The organism is Streptomyces sp. NPDC051180 (assembly GCF_040689545.1).
In the GTDB taxonomy this organism is placed as follows: domain Bacteria; phylum Actinomycetota; class Actinomycetes; order Streptomycetales; family Streptomycetaceae; genus Streptomyces.
The window spans coordinates 152625-165932 of record NZ_JBFBBC010000003.1 but is presented as its reverse complement, the minus strand read 5'-3'; the positions used below and the strand labels follow the sequence as shown (position 1 = coordinate 165932).

Genomic DNA, 13308 nt, shown 5'->3' with positions numbered 1-13308 from the left:
GCGAGGCAGGGGCCTGCCGACCTGACGACCGGGACGACCCGGCCCGGGTCCTACCCGGCCGGGGCCGCCGGACCCGCCCGTTCTCGTGCGCCTAGTCCTCGTCCGTGAGGTGCTCCCGGTACTGCGCCGCGTCGAGCAGGCCGTCCAGCGCGCCGGCCCCGGCGAGGTCGATCTCGACGATCCAGCCGTCGCCGTAAGGGTCGGTGTTGATGTTCTCGGGGTCGCTTTCGAGGTCGGGGTTCACGGTCGCCACCCGGCCGGACAGGGGTGCGTACAGCTCGCTCACCGACTTGACCGACTCCAGACTGCCGAACGGCTCGCCCGCCTCGATGTCGCGGCCCACGGTCGGGACGTCCACGAAGACGATGTCGCCGAGCTGCTTCTGCGCGAAGTCCGTGACCCCGACACGAACACGCTTGGCGCCCGTCTTCTCCACCCACTCGTGGTCCTTCGTGTACTTCAGGTGGTCCGGGTAGTGCGACATGCGGGCTCCTCCACGGTCGTCCGGCCGCCGGGCCGTCCGCCCGGCTCGGGACAGCCTCGCGGAGCGGGCGGGGCCGTGGAGGCGCGGCTCACCCGGACGGAGGGGCGGCTTTCGGCCGTCCCGGCCGGCGGCCCGGGAATGGTGTGGAGCGATTCCGTGTTCCGGGTGGCAGAAAGTTCATCGTTCAACTAAAGTGGTCGTACAAGGTCGCACCTAGGAGGTCCGGTCATGCCCGCTGTGACTGTCGAGAACCCGCTCACCCTGCCGCGCGTCGCCGCCCCGGCCGATGCCGTCACCCGCCCCGTGCTCGCCGTCACCACGGCCCCGCAGGGGTTCGAGGGCGAGGGCTTCCCGGTCCGCCGGGCCTTCGCGGGGATCAACTACCAGTACCTCGACCCGTTCATCATGATGGACCAGATGGGCGAGGTGGAGTACGCCCCCGGCGAGCCCAAGGGCACGCCCTGGCACCCCCACCGTGGCTTCGAGACCGTCACCTACATCATCGACGGGATCTTCGACCACCAGGACTCCCAGGGCGGCGGCGGCACCATCACCAACGGCGACACCCAGTGGATGACCGCCGGCTCCGGCCTGCTCCACATCGAGGCCCCGCCGGAGTCCCTGGTCGTCAGCGGCGGCCTCTTCCACGGCCTCCAACTGTGGGTGAACCTGCCCGCCGCCGACAAGATGATGGCCCCCCGCTACCAGGACATCCGCGGCGGCCAGGTCCAGCTGCTCACCTCCCCCGACGGCGGCGCGCTGCTCCGCGTCATCGCGGGCGAGCTCGACGGCCACCAGGGCCCCGGCGTCACCCACACGCCGATCACGATGATCCACGCCACCCTGCGCCCCGGCGCCGAGATCAGCCTCCCGTGGCGCGAGGACTTCAACGGCCTCGCGTACGTGCTCGCCGGCCGCGGCACCGTCGGCGCCGAGCGGCGGCCCGTCCACATGGGCCAGACCGCCGTCTTCGGCAAGGGCGGCGCGCTCACCGTCCGCGCCGACGAGAAGCAGGACGGCAACACCCCGGACCTGGAGGTCGTCCTCCTCGGCGGGCAGCCGATCCGCGAGCCCATGGCCCACTACGGTCCGTTCGTCATGAACACCCAGGCCGAACTGCGCCAGGCGTTCGACGACTTCCAGGCGGGCCGCCTCGGCACGATCCCGGCGGTCCACGGGATGGGCGAGTAGCGACCGGACACCGTACGGGGCGGGGCCACGCGCCCCGCCCCGTACGCGTTCCGCCTCCCGGGCGGCGCCGACCTCCGGACCGCCCCGCCGGCCGCCCTCCCGCCCCGCCCCGTACGCCCACCCCGTACGCCCACCCCGTACGCGTACCCCGCGCGCGTGGCCGCCGCCCGGGGCCGAACGCTGACGGAGCGTCACCCGTACGCCCGCCAGCGCGCGACGACACGCCGACGGGCATGGTCCGGTGGACGCGTGCAGACGACCCGAGCGCTCCTTCCCGACCCCGTCCGTCGCTTCGCCGCCTGGTGTGTCGTCCTGCTGCTCGGCGCCGGCGTCCTCGCCGTCTTCGTCTGGCTCTGCGTCGTCTTCAAGACCGCCGTCACCCCCGTCCTCCTCGCCATCCTCGGCACCGCCCTGCTCGGGCCGCTCTACCGGCGCCTGCTGGGGATGAAGGTCCGCAATGGGCTCGCCGCCGCGCTCACCGTCGTCGCGGTCGTCGCGGTCGTCGGCGGCGCCACGTACATCGTCGTCGTCGCCCTCATCGACACCGGCGACCAGATCGTCGCCTCGCTGCGGCAGGCCGCCACCGACATCGCCAAGCACCTCGGCGCCGCCGGCACCTCCCTCGACGACCTCGCCAAGAACGCCCGGAGCCTCCTGGAGAAGTTCGGCAGCACCGCCGCGTCCGGCGTCATCAGCGGCATCAGCGTCGTCGGCGAGATGCTCGCCACCGCCGTCCTCGCCCTGCTCCTGATCTTCTTCTTCCTGAAGGACTCCGACCGGGCCGCCGGCGCCCTGCGCTCCCTCGTCCCCCGCGCCACCGGCGACCTCGTCGAGGCCATGGCCCGCCGCGCCTTCGAGGCGGTCGAGGGGTTCATGCGCGGCACGACCTTCGTCGCCCTCGTCGACGCCGTCCTCATCGGCGTCGGGCTGCTCGTCCTCGACGTGCCCGGCGCCGTCGGACTGGCCGCGCTCGTCTTCGTCACCGCCTACATCCCGTACCTCGGCGCCTTCCTCTCCGGCGCCGTCGCCGTCCTCGTCGCCCTCGCCGACCGGGGCTTCGTCATCGCGCTCTGGGTGCTCGGGATCGTCCTCGCCGTCCAGGTCCTCGAAGGCAACGTCCTCCAGCCCCTCGTCCAGAGCAGGACCGTCCAGATGCACCCCGCCGTCGTGATGCTCGCCATCACCGCGGGCGCCTCCGTCGCCGGCATCCTCGGCATGCTGCTCGCCGTGCCCCTGACCGCCGCCCTGACCGGCGTCCTCGGCGAACTGCGGACCCGGTACGGCGCCCCGGCGGACCCCGCCGGGGCGCCGGAGGCCGACTGACGGCACCGGGTCGGGCGGTACCGGCACCGGCCCGTCAGGCGGTCGCCATGCCGCCCGGCTCGAAGGTGGCCAGAAGCTGTTCCAGGGCCGCCTGGTCGGGGCCGACGAACGGGTCGCTGTCCGGCGCCGAGGAGATCGTCTCCAGCATCCGGCCCGTCATCCGCACGGCCGGCGGCAGATGCGTGCACAGCACGATCTCCGGGTTCATCGACCGCAGCGGCTCGATCGTCGCCCGGTACTTCGCCGGGTCCACCAGGTGCACCCACGGGCTGTCGATCGTCGCCCACAGCAGCTGGGCCCGCCGCAGCTCCTCCGGCTTCAGGTCGCTCGCGTGCCCGCTCTCGGCGATCTCCGCGCTCGGCATCGGACCGCCGAAGCAGTCGGAGCTGAAGCACATCCGGGTCCGGTCGTCGTAGAAGCCGACGGTCGACGGGTTGTCGAAGAGCGGCGGCCGGAAGGCGTGCAGCGTCCGGTCGCCGACGTCCAGGGACTGGCCCGGGTTGAGGAAGTACACCCGGTCCATGGGCAGCGGCCGCTCGGTCGTCATGATGCCGAAGCCCAGGAAGGTCGTGATCACGCGCGCGTCCGGCGCCGCCTCCAGCAGGTCGAAGATCCCGCCCGTGTGGTCCCGGTCCGGGTGGGTGAGCCAGATCCAGCGCACGTCCGCCGGCTCCATCACCTCGCCCAGCGACGCGAGGAAGTCCCGGTCCTTCAGCGACAGCCCCGTGTCGACGACCACCGGCTCGGCGGCGGTCAGCACGTACGCGTTGGCGGGGAGGTGCCCGATGCCGGGCACTTCGAGGCTGTCGGCCAGAACGGTGGTGTCGCTGCCGACCTTGTGGATGTCCATGGCGCGCTCCGTGGTCCCCCTGCGGCCGTGCCACGTCCAGTCTGCGCCGCGGCGGAGGCGACCGCCTGCCGGAGGCCCGGGACCGGCGGCGGTGGAGGTGGCCGCCTGCCGGAAGCCCGGGACCGCCGACGGCCGAAGTCGACCGCCCGCCACGGCCTAGCCGCAGCAGCCGTTGTCCGACGGCGGCTCGTTCAGCTCGAACCAGATGGCCTTGCCGTCGCCGCGCGGGTCGACGCCCCACGCGTGCGCCAGCATCTCCATGAGCACCAGCCCACGGCCGCTCGACGCCATCTCGCCCGGATGCCGCTTGTGCGGGAGCTCGTCGCTGGTGTCGGAGACCTCGACCCGCAGCCGGCGGGACTTCTCGGCGCACGCGACCTCGGCGACCAGCAGGGCGTCGCCGTCGGTGTGGACGAGCACGTTGGTGACCATCTCCGAGACCATCAGGACCGCCGAGTCGAGCTGGTCCTCGTCCGCCCAGTCGTGCAGCAGCTGCCGCAGCTGCTGGCGCGCCTCCGCGATCCGCTCCGGCTCGGCCTGCGCGATCGTCATCAGGGTCCGGCGCGGGGCCTCCACCAGCGGGCCCACCGGATGCCGGGAGAGCAGCAGGACGGCGATGTCGTCCTCGCGGCGGTCGGCGAGCGGACCCGTGGTGTGGTGCGAGCCGGGCCCGTGGACCGCCTCCACCAGGGTGTCGGCGAGCTGCTCCAGGTCCTCGCCGTCATGGGACTCCAGCAGCGCCCTCACGCGCTCCCAGCCGGTGTCCAGGTCGTGGCCGCCGGTCTCCAGGAGACCGTCGGTGCAGACCATGAGGGTCTCGCCGGGCTCCAGCGTGAGTCGCGTCGTGGGGTAGTCGGTGTCGGGGTCGATCCCCAGGGGCAGGCCGCCGGCCGTGGGCCTCAGCAGCACCGTGCCGTCGTTCATCCGCACCGCCGGGTCCGGATGCCCCGCCCGCGCGATGTCGACCGTCCCCGTCTCCAGGTCGACCTCCAGGTAGAGACAGGTCGCGAACCGCGGCCCGCCGCTCGCCTCGCCGTCGTCCCCGTCGGTGATCCCGTACAGGAAGCGCGAGGCCCGGGAGAGGACCGCGTCCGGCCGGTGCCCCTCGGAGGCGTAGGCCCGCAGCGCGATCCGCAGCTGCCCCATCAGCCCCGCGGCCCGCACGTCGTGCCCCTGGACGTCGCCGATGACCAGGGCGATGCGCCCCGCGCCCCGCCCGCCCGAGCGGGAGGTCCCGCCGGGCAGCCGGATGACGTCGTACCAGTCGCCGCCCACCTGGAGCCCGCCGCCGGTCGGCACGTACCGGGCGGCCACCCGGATGCCGGGGATGCCCGGCCCCAGGACCGGCATCATCGTCCGCTGGAGCCCGAGCGACAGCTCCCGCTCCGACTCGGCCACGCCCGCGCGTGCCAGCGCCTGCGCCAGCATCCGCGCCACCGTCGTCAGCACCGAGCGCTCGTCGGGCGTGAAGGCGACCGGGTGCTTGAAGGCCGCCATCCACGCGCCCATCGTGCGCCCCGCTACCACCAGCGGAACGAACGCCCAGGACTCGCGCCCGAAGCGCTGCGCCAGCGGCCACGTCATGGGGAAGCGGCGCAGGTACTCGTCCGGCGTCGGCAGATAGATCGCCCGCCCGGTCCGTACGACCTCCGCCGCCGGATAGTCCGTGCCCAGCGACATCGACGTGAACGGCCCCTCGTCGCCCTCGCTGTGCCCGTGGTGGCCGATGACCGTCAGCCGGTCGCCGGCCACGCCGAAGACGGCGAGCCCGTCCGGCGAGAAACCGGGCATCGACAGCGAGGCCGCCACGCGCAGCACCTCCGCCGTCGACCGCGCCTCGGCGAGCGCCCGTCCCGCGTCGAGCAGGAACGCCTCTCGGGAGCGGCGCCAGTCGCCGGTGATCGGCGTCCGGGCGGCGGTGCCCGGCTGCTGCTCGGCCACCTCCTGGAGGGTGCCGACCAGCTGGTAGTCGTCCCCGTCGACGAGCGGCTTCGACCTGCTCCGCACGGTGCGGATCACCCGTCCGTGCACGTCCATGATCCGCAGCCGGGCCTCGGCGAGGGTGCCCTCGGCGACGGCGAGGTTCACGACGCCGTCGATCTCGTTCCAGTCGACCGGATGGAAACGGGACCTCACGGCCGCCTCGCTGAGCCGCGCGGGCTCGGCGGGCAGCCCGAGCAGCCGGGCGGCCTCGGCGTCGAGCGAGACGATCCCGGACGCGTTGTCCCAGCGCCACAGGCCGGTCGCGATCGCGGCCAGGACGTCCTCGGTGCGCATTGCCCCACTTTATGAATATCGGACTCCAGGTCGCCACCGAGAGTATTCGAAATCCGATCTTGGCCCGGCCGGTACTCTGGGTGGGTCTGCCCTCGTGTCCTGTGACAACCGTGACAGGGGCCACAGGGCGGCCGCCCACCACCGAGATCCCGAAGACTGGATGAACGACGATGCATCGGTACAGGTCCCACACCTGCGGCGAGCTCCGCGCCTCTGACGTCGGCACCGACGTCCGGCTGAGCGGCTGGCTGCACAATCGGCGCGACCTGGGCGGCATCCTCTTCATCGATCTGCGCGACCACTACGGCATCACGCAGCTCGTCGCCCGCCCCGGCACCGCCGCCGCCGAGGTCCTCGACAAGCTGACCAAGGAGACCGTCGTCCGCGTGGACGGCAAGGTCGTCTCCCGCGGCGCGGAGAACGTCAACCCCGAGCTGTCGACCGGCGAGATCGAGATCGAGGCCGCCACGGTCGAGGTCCTGGGCGCCGCCAAGCAGATCCCCTTCACCATCAACGCCGACGACGGCGTCAACGAGGAGCGGCGCCTGGAGTACCGCTTCCTCGACCTGCGCCGCGAGCGCATGCACCGCAACATCATGCTGCGCTCCGCCGTCATCGCCTCCATCCGCTCCAAGATGGTGGCCCTCGGCTTCAACGAGATGGCGACCCCGATCCTTGCCGCGACCTCCCCCGAGGGCGCCCGCGACTTCGTCGTCCCCTCCCGCCTCAACCCGGGCAAGTTCTACGCGCTCCCGCAGGCGCCCCAGCAGTTCAAGCAGCTGCTGATGATCTCCGGCTTCGACCGGTACTTCCAGATCGCGCCCTGCTTCCGCGACGAGGACGCCCGCGCCGACCGCTCGCCGGGCGAGTTCTACCAGCTCGACGTCGAGATGAGCTTCGTCGAGCAGGAGGACGTCTTCCAGCCCATCGAGAAGCTCATGACCGAGCTCTTCGAGGAGTTCGGCGGCGGCCGCCACGTCACCTCCCCCTTCCCGCGGATCCCGTTCCGCGAGTCGATGCTCAAGTACGGCAACGACAAGCCCGACCTGCGCACCGCCCTCGAACTCGTCGACATCTCCGACGTCTTCGAGGCGTCCGAGTTCAAGGCGTTCGCCGGCAAGCACGTCCGTGCCCTCGCCGTCCCGAACACCGGCGACCAGCCGCGCAAGTTCTTCGACGGCCTCGGCGACTTCGCCGTCTCCCTCGGCGCCAAGGGCCTCGCCTGGGTCCGCGTCGGCGAGGGGAACGCCCTCACCGGCCCCATCGCCAAGTTCCTCACCGAGGAGAACGTCAAGGTCCTCACCGAGCGCCTCGGTCTGGAGCCCGGTCACGCGATCTTCTTCGGCGCCGGCGAGTTCGACGAGGTCTCCAAGATCATGGGCCCGGTCCGGGTCGAGGCCGCCAAGCGCGCCGGCCAGTTCGAGGAGAACGTCTTCCGCTTCGCGTGGATCGTCGACTTCCCGATGTACGAGCGGGACGAGGAGACCGGCAAGATCGACTTCTCGCACAACCCGTTCTCCATGCCGCAGGGCGGCCTTGAGGCCCTGGAGACCCAGGACCCGCTGGACGTCCTCGGCTGGCAGTACGACATCGTCTGCAACGGCATCGAGCTCTCCTCCGGCGCCATCCGGAACCACGAGCCCGAGATCATGTTCAAGGCGTTCGAGATCGCCGGCTACTCCAAGGAGACCGTCGAGCACGAGTTCGCCGGCATGCTCCGCGCCTTCGAGTACGGCGCCCCGCCGCACGGCGGCATCGCCCCCGGCGTCGACCGCATCGTCATGCTCCTCGCCGACGAGCCCAACATCCGCGAGACCATCGCCTTCCCGCTCAACGGCAACGCCCAGGACCTCCTCATGGGCGCCCCCACCGAGCTCGACGAGTCCCGCCTGCGCGAGCTCAACATCCAGCTCCGCAAGCCCGTCGAGAAGAAGACGACCGACATCACGGACGCGGTCCACCCGGACGCGGCACGCTAGTCCCTCGCCTTGAGCGGCGAAGGGCCCGGAATCCATACGGATTCCGGGCCCTTCGGCGTTTCGGGGCGGCGAACCCAGCGTCAGTTTCCGCCCTGGATGTCCTCATCGCTTTCAAAGGAGTGAGTGACGATCCAGTCCTCGTACTCCTCGGCGGAAACAGCGCACATCGATTTCCCGTCGAGGGAGACGGCGATGAAATCACGGGAGCCGCTCGCGGTGGCGATGCGTGAAGGGAGGTGATCCCCGATGGAATCCCTCATCCTGAGCCATCCCCTGGTGAAGCTACCGGGATAAGTGGCAAGAAGGAGGAACTCTCCGTTGCTGTCGAGGATCCTCACCCGATCCGCCTCGGCGTGCCAGAGAGCGTCCACGCGATCCCGGGCGGCGGGGTCCGAATGGGGGACCCTGGCGGTGGGTTGAACGAAGCCTCCTGCCACGGCGAAACCCGCCCTCTTGGGATCTGGTGCACTGTCGGGCACCTCGTGACCCACCTCCTCGAACCCTTGTCGTCCGAGGGATTCCAGCAGTTCGGCTGCGCTGTGGACTTCACTGTCGCGCCGCTTCACCATGTTCCCCAGCCTTCCTTGTAGAAGAAATGATGATCCCCTCCGGGTTTGTCTATCGCCGCGTATTTCTGATAAGTGTCCTTGTAGCGGAAGAAATCCCCAGGGGAATTATCCCAGCCGAAGTTGATTCCGCTCTGGCTGGGGTCTAGCTTCGGCCTTCCTGCGTGGAAATGTGGACCCGCTCGGTCGAATGTGTGCTCTACGACGACTCGGGAGCCTTCAGTCGTCTCGAACTGTCTGAACCGACCCCAATGGGACTCGGTCGAGGAGTAGAAGTAGCCAGGTATATGCGAGCGAGTGATGTCTCCGGTAACAATCCATTCGGCGTCAGGCGTTGTGCCGTAGGGAACGCCGGCCGCCTCAAAGGCGGCCTTCTCCGCATCGGCCCGATGCTCGAACGGGTTCGAGTGCTCGCCCTTGGGTGGGCACGGCCCAAGCCCTAGTGGGTCGCTCCACGTGTGCGGGTTGTGGACGTAGGTCGCCGGGTTCGGGGCCGGGGTCAGGCCCAGGGGGTCCGGGGATAGGTAGCGGGCGCTTTCCGGGTCGTAGTAGCGGAAGTAGTTGTAGTGCAGGCCGGATTCGGGGTCGAAGTACTGGCCTGGGAAGCGGAGCGGGGTGTACGCCGTGGCGTCGCGGTTCCACGTCGTCGTGCCCCAGAGAGTGCTGCGGGTGCGCCAGGCCAGTTCGCCCGACTCGTCGACGAGTTCCGTCGGGGTGCCGATCAGGTCCGTGACGATGGCGAAGAAGCGCTCGTCGGTGGACTCGGTACGGCGCTCCGTCTGCGCCAGGGGCCGCAGGCTTCCTCTCGAACTCGCAGAGGTCCTCCAGGTCCTCGACCTGGTTCCTGGCCCATTCGACGAGGTCGTAGTGGTCGTTCGGTCAGCCGGGTTCTAGGACGTACAGGTAGTCGTCCCGGGTGCTTCTGCCGCGGAGAAGACGGTCACGGTCAAGGACATCGTTCATGGCGCACCTCTTCCTCACTGCCCCTTCGCGGCGAGATAGGGACGTACCCGGGTCACGCTGGACGCGGACGCCGTGAAGCCGAGGAACGACCCTGGCCCCTCAAGGGAGACCACCAGTCCGGCGTCACCCTCGACACGACTCAGACCGACCGTCGCGTGGCGGGCACTGGAATCCCAACCGGCAATCCGGAGACCCTTCACCCCCGTGAACTTCACATGGAACTCAAGCGTGTTGTACTCCTTGGCCGTCCACGCGGCGGGCGGGTACGAGGGCATGGCCGACGTCTCGAACCCCAACGTCACCGACGTTCCTCTCTCGTCGATGTGCACGTAGAACAACTCGCACGCGCCGCCGTTCAGGCTCGGAGGCGTCGCGTAGAGGTCCGTGATCCCCTTGGCCGATTCGACGAGCGACGTCCAGTCAGAGGCGTCCATAGAAGGTCTTCTCCTCTGCTTCCGGGATGGTCGCGAAGCGCATGTCGTCGATCCTTCGAGAGAACAGATGGCGACCGTCGTCACCGCCGTCGGTCGAGGCCCTGAACGCGCTCACATGCCCCACCACCACGGAATCACTGCTGGTGAACCCGAGGTCCACCCCGGCCCCCGTCACCCGCACCCGCATCCTGCGCTTCTCCTCCTGGAGTTCCACGGTGCAGGCGGCACTGCGCACGGGCGGTTCCCACTCCGTCAGCGAGAGATCCTCCACGGCCAGGAACTGCAGATGGCACTGGACCGTGTCCACCCCGGACTCCTCCCATTCCGGAGAAACCGACGCGGGAAACGAGGAAAGGTCCACGCGCAGAGTGAGCGTCGGTCCCCTCCAGTCCACGTTCAGAGAACGCAGCCGAAAGGTGTCCAGAGGCGGAATCTCTCCGAACAGGCCGACGAGGACCTCGGGATTCACCGGGTCCGGACATGCGGTCATCGTTGCAGGCTCCTCCATGTCGAAATGTGGCCCCGCGGCGCGTCAGGTCGCCGTGGTGCGGAACCTCTCCAGCGAGGAGGCGAGGTCACGGGCTGCGCCGCCTCCGGCCGGGAGCCGGGAGAGGAGCTCCCTTTGCAGTTCCGCGGCCGGTCGGAGGACGGCCTCAGCCAACTCGGAGGGACGGCAGGTCCCCACGACCGTCCCGTTCGCCGACACCGTGACGACCTCCTTGCGGTCGCGCCGGAAGTCGAGCCGGAACGAGGAGTCGGTGCCCACGAACGAGGCCGCCTTCCGCTCCCCGGCGATGAGGGGCCGGAGTGCGTCCAGCAGCAGCGGGACCGACAGGTAGATCATCATCCCCCGGTCGGGAACACGCCCCGCTGATCCCACCGTCCCGACCTCCCCCTCGCACTCGATGTCCCCGAGGTCGAAGTCGTCTGCCTCCCCCTGGTCGGGGCGCACGCTGAACGTCATCGTGATCATGGTGCGTGGCTACTTCCTGCACAGTGAAGAAGGGTGGTGCGACCTGCACCCCGAAGCCGCTCTGGCTTACCGAAGGTGTTGGACGACGATCCAGTAGTCGTATTCCTCTTCGGTCACGGCGCAGACGGTCCTGCCGTCCTCCGACATGGCGACGAAGTCGAGTCCCTCGCTCTCCCGTGCGAGCCGGGAGGTCAGCTCGACGGTCGGGTTCCACTTCACCGCAGCCCAGCCGAAACCGGACGAGCCGGATCCGGAAATGCTGAGGAGAAAGGAACCGTCCTCACTGAACAGCCCCGCCTGCGTGGCTTGCGCGTACCACTGTCGGTCGACCTCCTGGTGGGCGTCCGGGTGGCTCAGGGGGACCTTGCTGACCGGCTGCACCTCCCAGTTGGAGACGCTCCGCATCGCCTCGTTAGGAGATGGGACGTTCTCGGGCGTCGGCTCCTCGGAGACCGTCAGGCCCGTGACGCTCATGCGGTTCAGCCAGACTTCCCTCGTCGACTCAGTCGCCTGCGTCGATTCGTCCCCGTTTTCCTTCACCCGGGCATGCTGCCATGCGCGTGTTCACAGCAGCAACGAATGGGTGTCCGAATTCGAGGGGGTCGCGCAGCTGCCGCAGGTGCCTGGTTGGGGGGCTCGGTAGGCGCGGTCGCAGAGGTCGCAGTTCTGGAGGGGGTGGGGGGTGGCGGGGCGGGTGGGGCGGAAGGGTGGGAGGGGTGGGAGTTGGGCGGTGAGGCGGTGGGCGAGGAGGGCGGCGGGGCGGTGGAGGGGTTCCGGGGGGAGGGTGGTGGTGAGGGCGCGGTGGACGGCGTCGGGGGTGTAGTCGCGCTCCAGCCAGGTGACGACGCCCGGCACGAGGTGGTCGGCGTCCGTGGCGGAGATCAGGAGGCGGGGGTCGGTCCTGCGGAGGCCCGAGAGGACCCCGATGGCCGTCTGGATGAGGTCGGGCGTCGGGTAGGCGGGCTGCGGCACGGCCGGTAGGACCGCCCGGCGGCGGGGGGCCTGTGCCTCCCGTTGCTCCCGCTGCTCGCGTCGGCGGGGTGCCTGCGCATCCCTCTGGTCGCGGCGGCGGGCAAGAGGCTCTTGCGTGTCGCGTCGGCGCGGTGGCGGCGGAGGTTCGGGCCTCGGGCGGGGGCCGGCGGCGGTGTGGCCGCCGGTGCGGGCGGCGCCGTGGCCGGGGCGGTTGCAGGAGACCGTGCGGGTCACGACGTGGCCGGCCGCGGTGCGTTCCCTGTTGCGCCGCACGTAGCCGTGGGCCTCCAGCTCGCGCAGGGCCGCCGAGATCCGCGTCGTGCCCTCCGGGAAGCGGCGGGCCAGTGACCTGATGTCCACGGGCGACCCCGCCGGCAGCGACTGGATGTGCGTCGCCAGGCCGATCGCGGTCAGCGAGAGCGCCTCGTGCTGGGCGAGGTGGTTGCCGACCACCGTGAAGTGAGTGGCATGAGGCGTGTTGTCGTGCACCACTCCGGCCGAAGTCCCCCGGGAAGGGTGGTTCTTGGCCTCGTCACGGGACGCGGGGGGCGCCTGGGCGCTAGGGTTCTGGCTATCCATCGGGAAGCGCGTTCTCTTCCTTGGTGGTCAGGCCCTCGCACTGGGATGGCCGTCCCGGCGAGGGCCGACGCATGTCTGCGTTCGGCTCTGTTGGGCAGAGCGTAGATCAAACAACCCACCACTTAGCCAGCCGAGTTGGCGTTCTTCACTCGTGTGAGTGAGAGCCCGCCTCCGGGAGGGAAAGGGTGGGGCTTGGAGGGGTTTCTTTCTCTCTCGGGTTACTTATGGAGACCGACCGCAGCACCGGTATCCAGGCCCTTGGACCCCGGTGATCCGGTGACGTCGAACTCGGCCCACACCGTCTTCTGCGGTACCGGCCCGACCCTCACACCCCACCGGTCCGCGAGCGCCTCCACCAGCACCATCCCGCGCCCACCGTCGTCGTCCGGCGGTGGCGTGACGAGCCGCGGAAGTGCCTCCGCCCGCGTGTCCGTCACCTCGATCCGAAGGCTCCGCGGCGACATCCGCAGCGCCAGACGGAAGTTCCTGCCCCCGACCCTGCCGTGCGTCGCCGCGTTCGCCGCCAGCTCGGCCACGACCTGCGGCGCCGCCTCGGTCACGCCGTACGGCAACTCCCTGTCCCGAAGCCACTCCACCGCCAGCAGCCGCGCGAGCCGGGCCCCACGGGGAGTGGGCGAGAGGAGCACGCCGAAGTGTGCTGGTGAGAGGGGTACTTGGGTGGTGCTCTTCTGGTTCACGTCACCGAGCGTGGCCGTG

At 70.3% G+C, this 13308-nt stretch carries 13 protein-coding genes and 1 pseudogene; 3 read left to right on the top strand and 11 right to left on the bottom strand.

The features are described from left to right. Nucleotides 1–91 precede the first annotated feature (91 nt). Entirely contained in the window at nt 92–484 is a 393-nt protein-coding gene (gene gcvH / locus AB0424_RS07480) for a glycine cleavage system protein GcvH (protein WP_366302887.1), read from the bottom strand. Nucleotides 485–712: 228 nt separating this feature from the next. On the opposite strand from gcvH, the gene AB0424_RS07475 reads away from it, so the two are divergent. After that, entirely contained in the window at nt 713–1675 is a 963-nt protein-coding gene (locus AB0424_RS07475) for a pirin family protein (RefSeq protein WP_366302885.1), read from the top strand. A gap of 249 nt (nt 1676–1924) precedes the next feature. Then, nucleotides 1925–2998, top strand: coding sequence for an AI-2E family transporter (locus AB0424_RS07470; protein ID WP_366302883.1), 1074 nt, complete (start codon nt 1925–1927; stop codon nt 2996–2998). Between the two features lie 34 nt (nt 2999–3032). Here AB0424_RS07470 and AB0424_RS07465 read toward each other — a convergent pair whose 3' ends face one another. Both AB0424_RS07465 and AB0424_RS07460 read right to left on the bottom strand, forming a co-directional pair. Then, the gene (locus tag AB0424_RS07465) at nt 3033–3848 is read right to left on the bottom strand and encodes an MBL fold metallo-hydrolase (protein ID WP_366302881.1); all 816 of its coding nucleotides are present in this window, start codon (nt 3846–3848) and stop codon (nt 3033–3035) included. 156 nt (nt 3849–4004) lie between these two features. Then, a complete protein-coding gene (locus AB0424_RS07460; protein WP_366302879.1) occupies nt 4005–6125 on the bottom strand; it encodes a SpoIIE family protein phosphatase in 2121 nt (706 codons plus the stop codon). 170 nt (nt 6126–6295) lie between these two features. Here AB0424_RS07460 and aspS point away from each other — a divergent pair, with 170 nt between their 5' ends. Then, nucleotides 6296–8104 carry an aspartate--tRNA ligase gene (gene aspS, locus AB0424_RS07455; protein WP_366302878.1) on the top strand — a complete coding sequence of 603 codons (1809 nt, stop codon included), beginning with the start codon at nt 6296–6298 and terminating at the stop codon, nt 8102–8104. Nucleotides 8105–8184: 80 nt separating this feature from the next. On the opposite strand, the gene AB0424_RS07450 is transcribed toward aspS, so the two are convergent. The 8 genes and pseudogenes from AB0424_RS07450 to AB0424_RS07415 all read right to left on the bottom strand — a co-directional run bounded on the left by AB0424_RS07450 (nt 8185) and on the right by AB0424_RS07415 (nt 13289). Then, on the bottom strand, nt 8185–8673 hold the full coding sequence (locus AB0424_RS07450; protein WP_366302876.1) for a hypothetical protein: 489 nt from the start codon (nt 8671–8673) through the stop codon (nt 8185–8187). Further along, nucleotides 8667–9467 (bottom strand): annotated as a pseudogene (locus AB0424_RS07445) (RHS repeat-associated core domain-containing protein); the annotation flags it as partial. The pseudogene AB0424_RS07445 and the gene AB0424_RS07450, both read right to left, overlap by 7 nt. 180 nt (nt 9468–9647) lie before the next feature. Further along, nucleotides 9648–10067, bottom strand: a complete 420-nt coding sequence (locus tag AB0424_RS07440; protein WP_366302874.1) for an Imm50 family immunity protein — start codon at nt 10065–10067, stop codon at nt 9648–9650. Next, entirely contained in the window at nt 10054–10557 is a 504-nt protein-coding gene (locus tag AB0424_RS07435) for an Imm50 family immunity protein (RefSeq protein WP_366302872.1), read from the bottom strand. Before AB0424_RS07435 ends, AB0424_RS07440 begins: the two co-directional genes overlap by 14 nt. 42 nt (nt 10558–10599) lie before the next feature. Beyond that, on the bottom strand, nt 10600–11031 hold the full coding sequence (locus AB0424_RS07430) for a hypothetical protein (protein WP_366302870.1): 432 nt from the start codon (nt 11029–11031) through the stop codon (nt 10600–10602). A 75-nt stretch (nt 11032–11106) separates the two neighbouring features. Further along, complete coding sequence (locus tag AB0424_RS07425) at nt 11107–11580, bottom strand: hypothetical protein (protein ID WP_366302868.1); 474 nt, start codon at nt 11578–11580, stop codon at nt 11107–11109. A gap of 24 nt (nt 11581–11604) precedes the next feature. Further along, a complete protein-coding gene (locus AB0424_RS07420; RefSeq protein ID WP_366302866.1) occupies nt 11605–12591 on the bottom strand; it encodes a helix-turn-helix domain-containing protein in 987 nt (328 codons plus the stop codon). Nucleotides 12592–12809: 218 nt separating this feature from the next. Continuing rightward, nucleotides 12810–13289 (bottom strand): ATP-binding protein, encoded by a 480-nt coding sequence (locus AB0424_RS07415; RefSeq protein ID WP_366302864.1) that lies wholly within the window; start codon nt 13287–13289, stop codon nt 12810–12812. Nucleotides 13290–13308 lie beyond the last annotated feature (19 nt).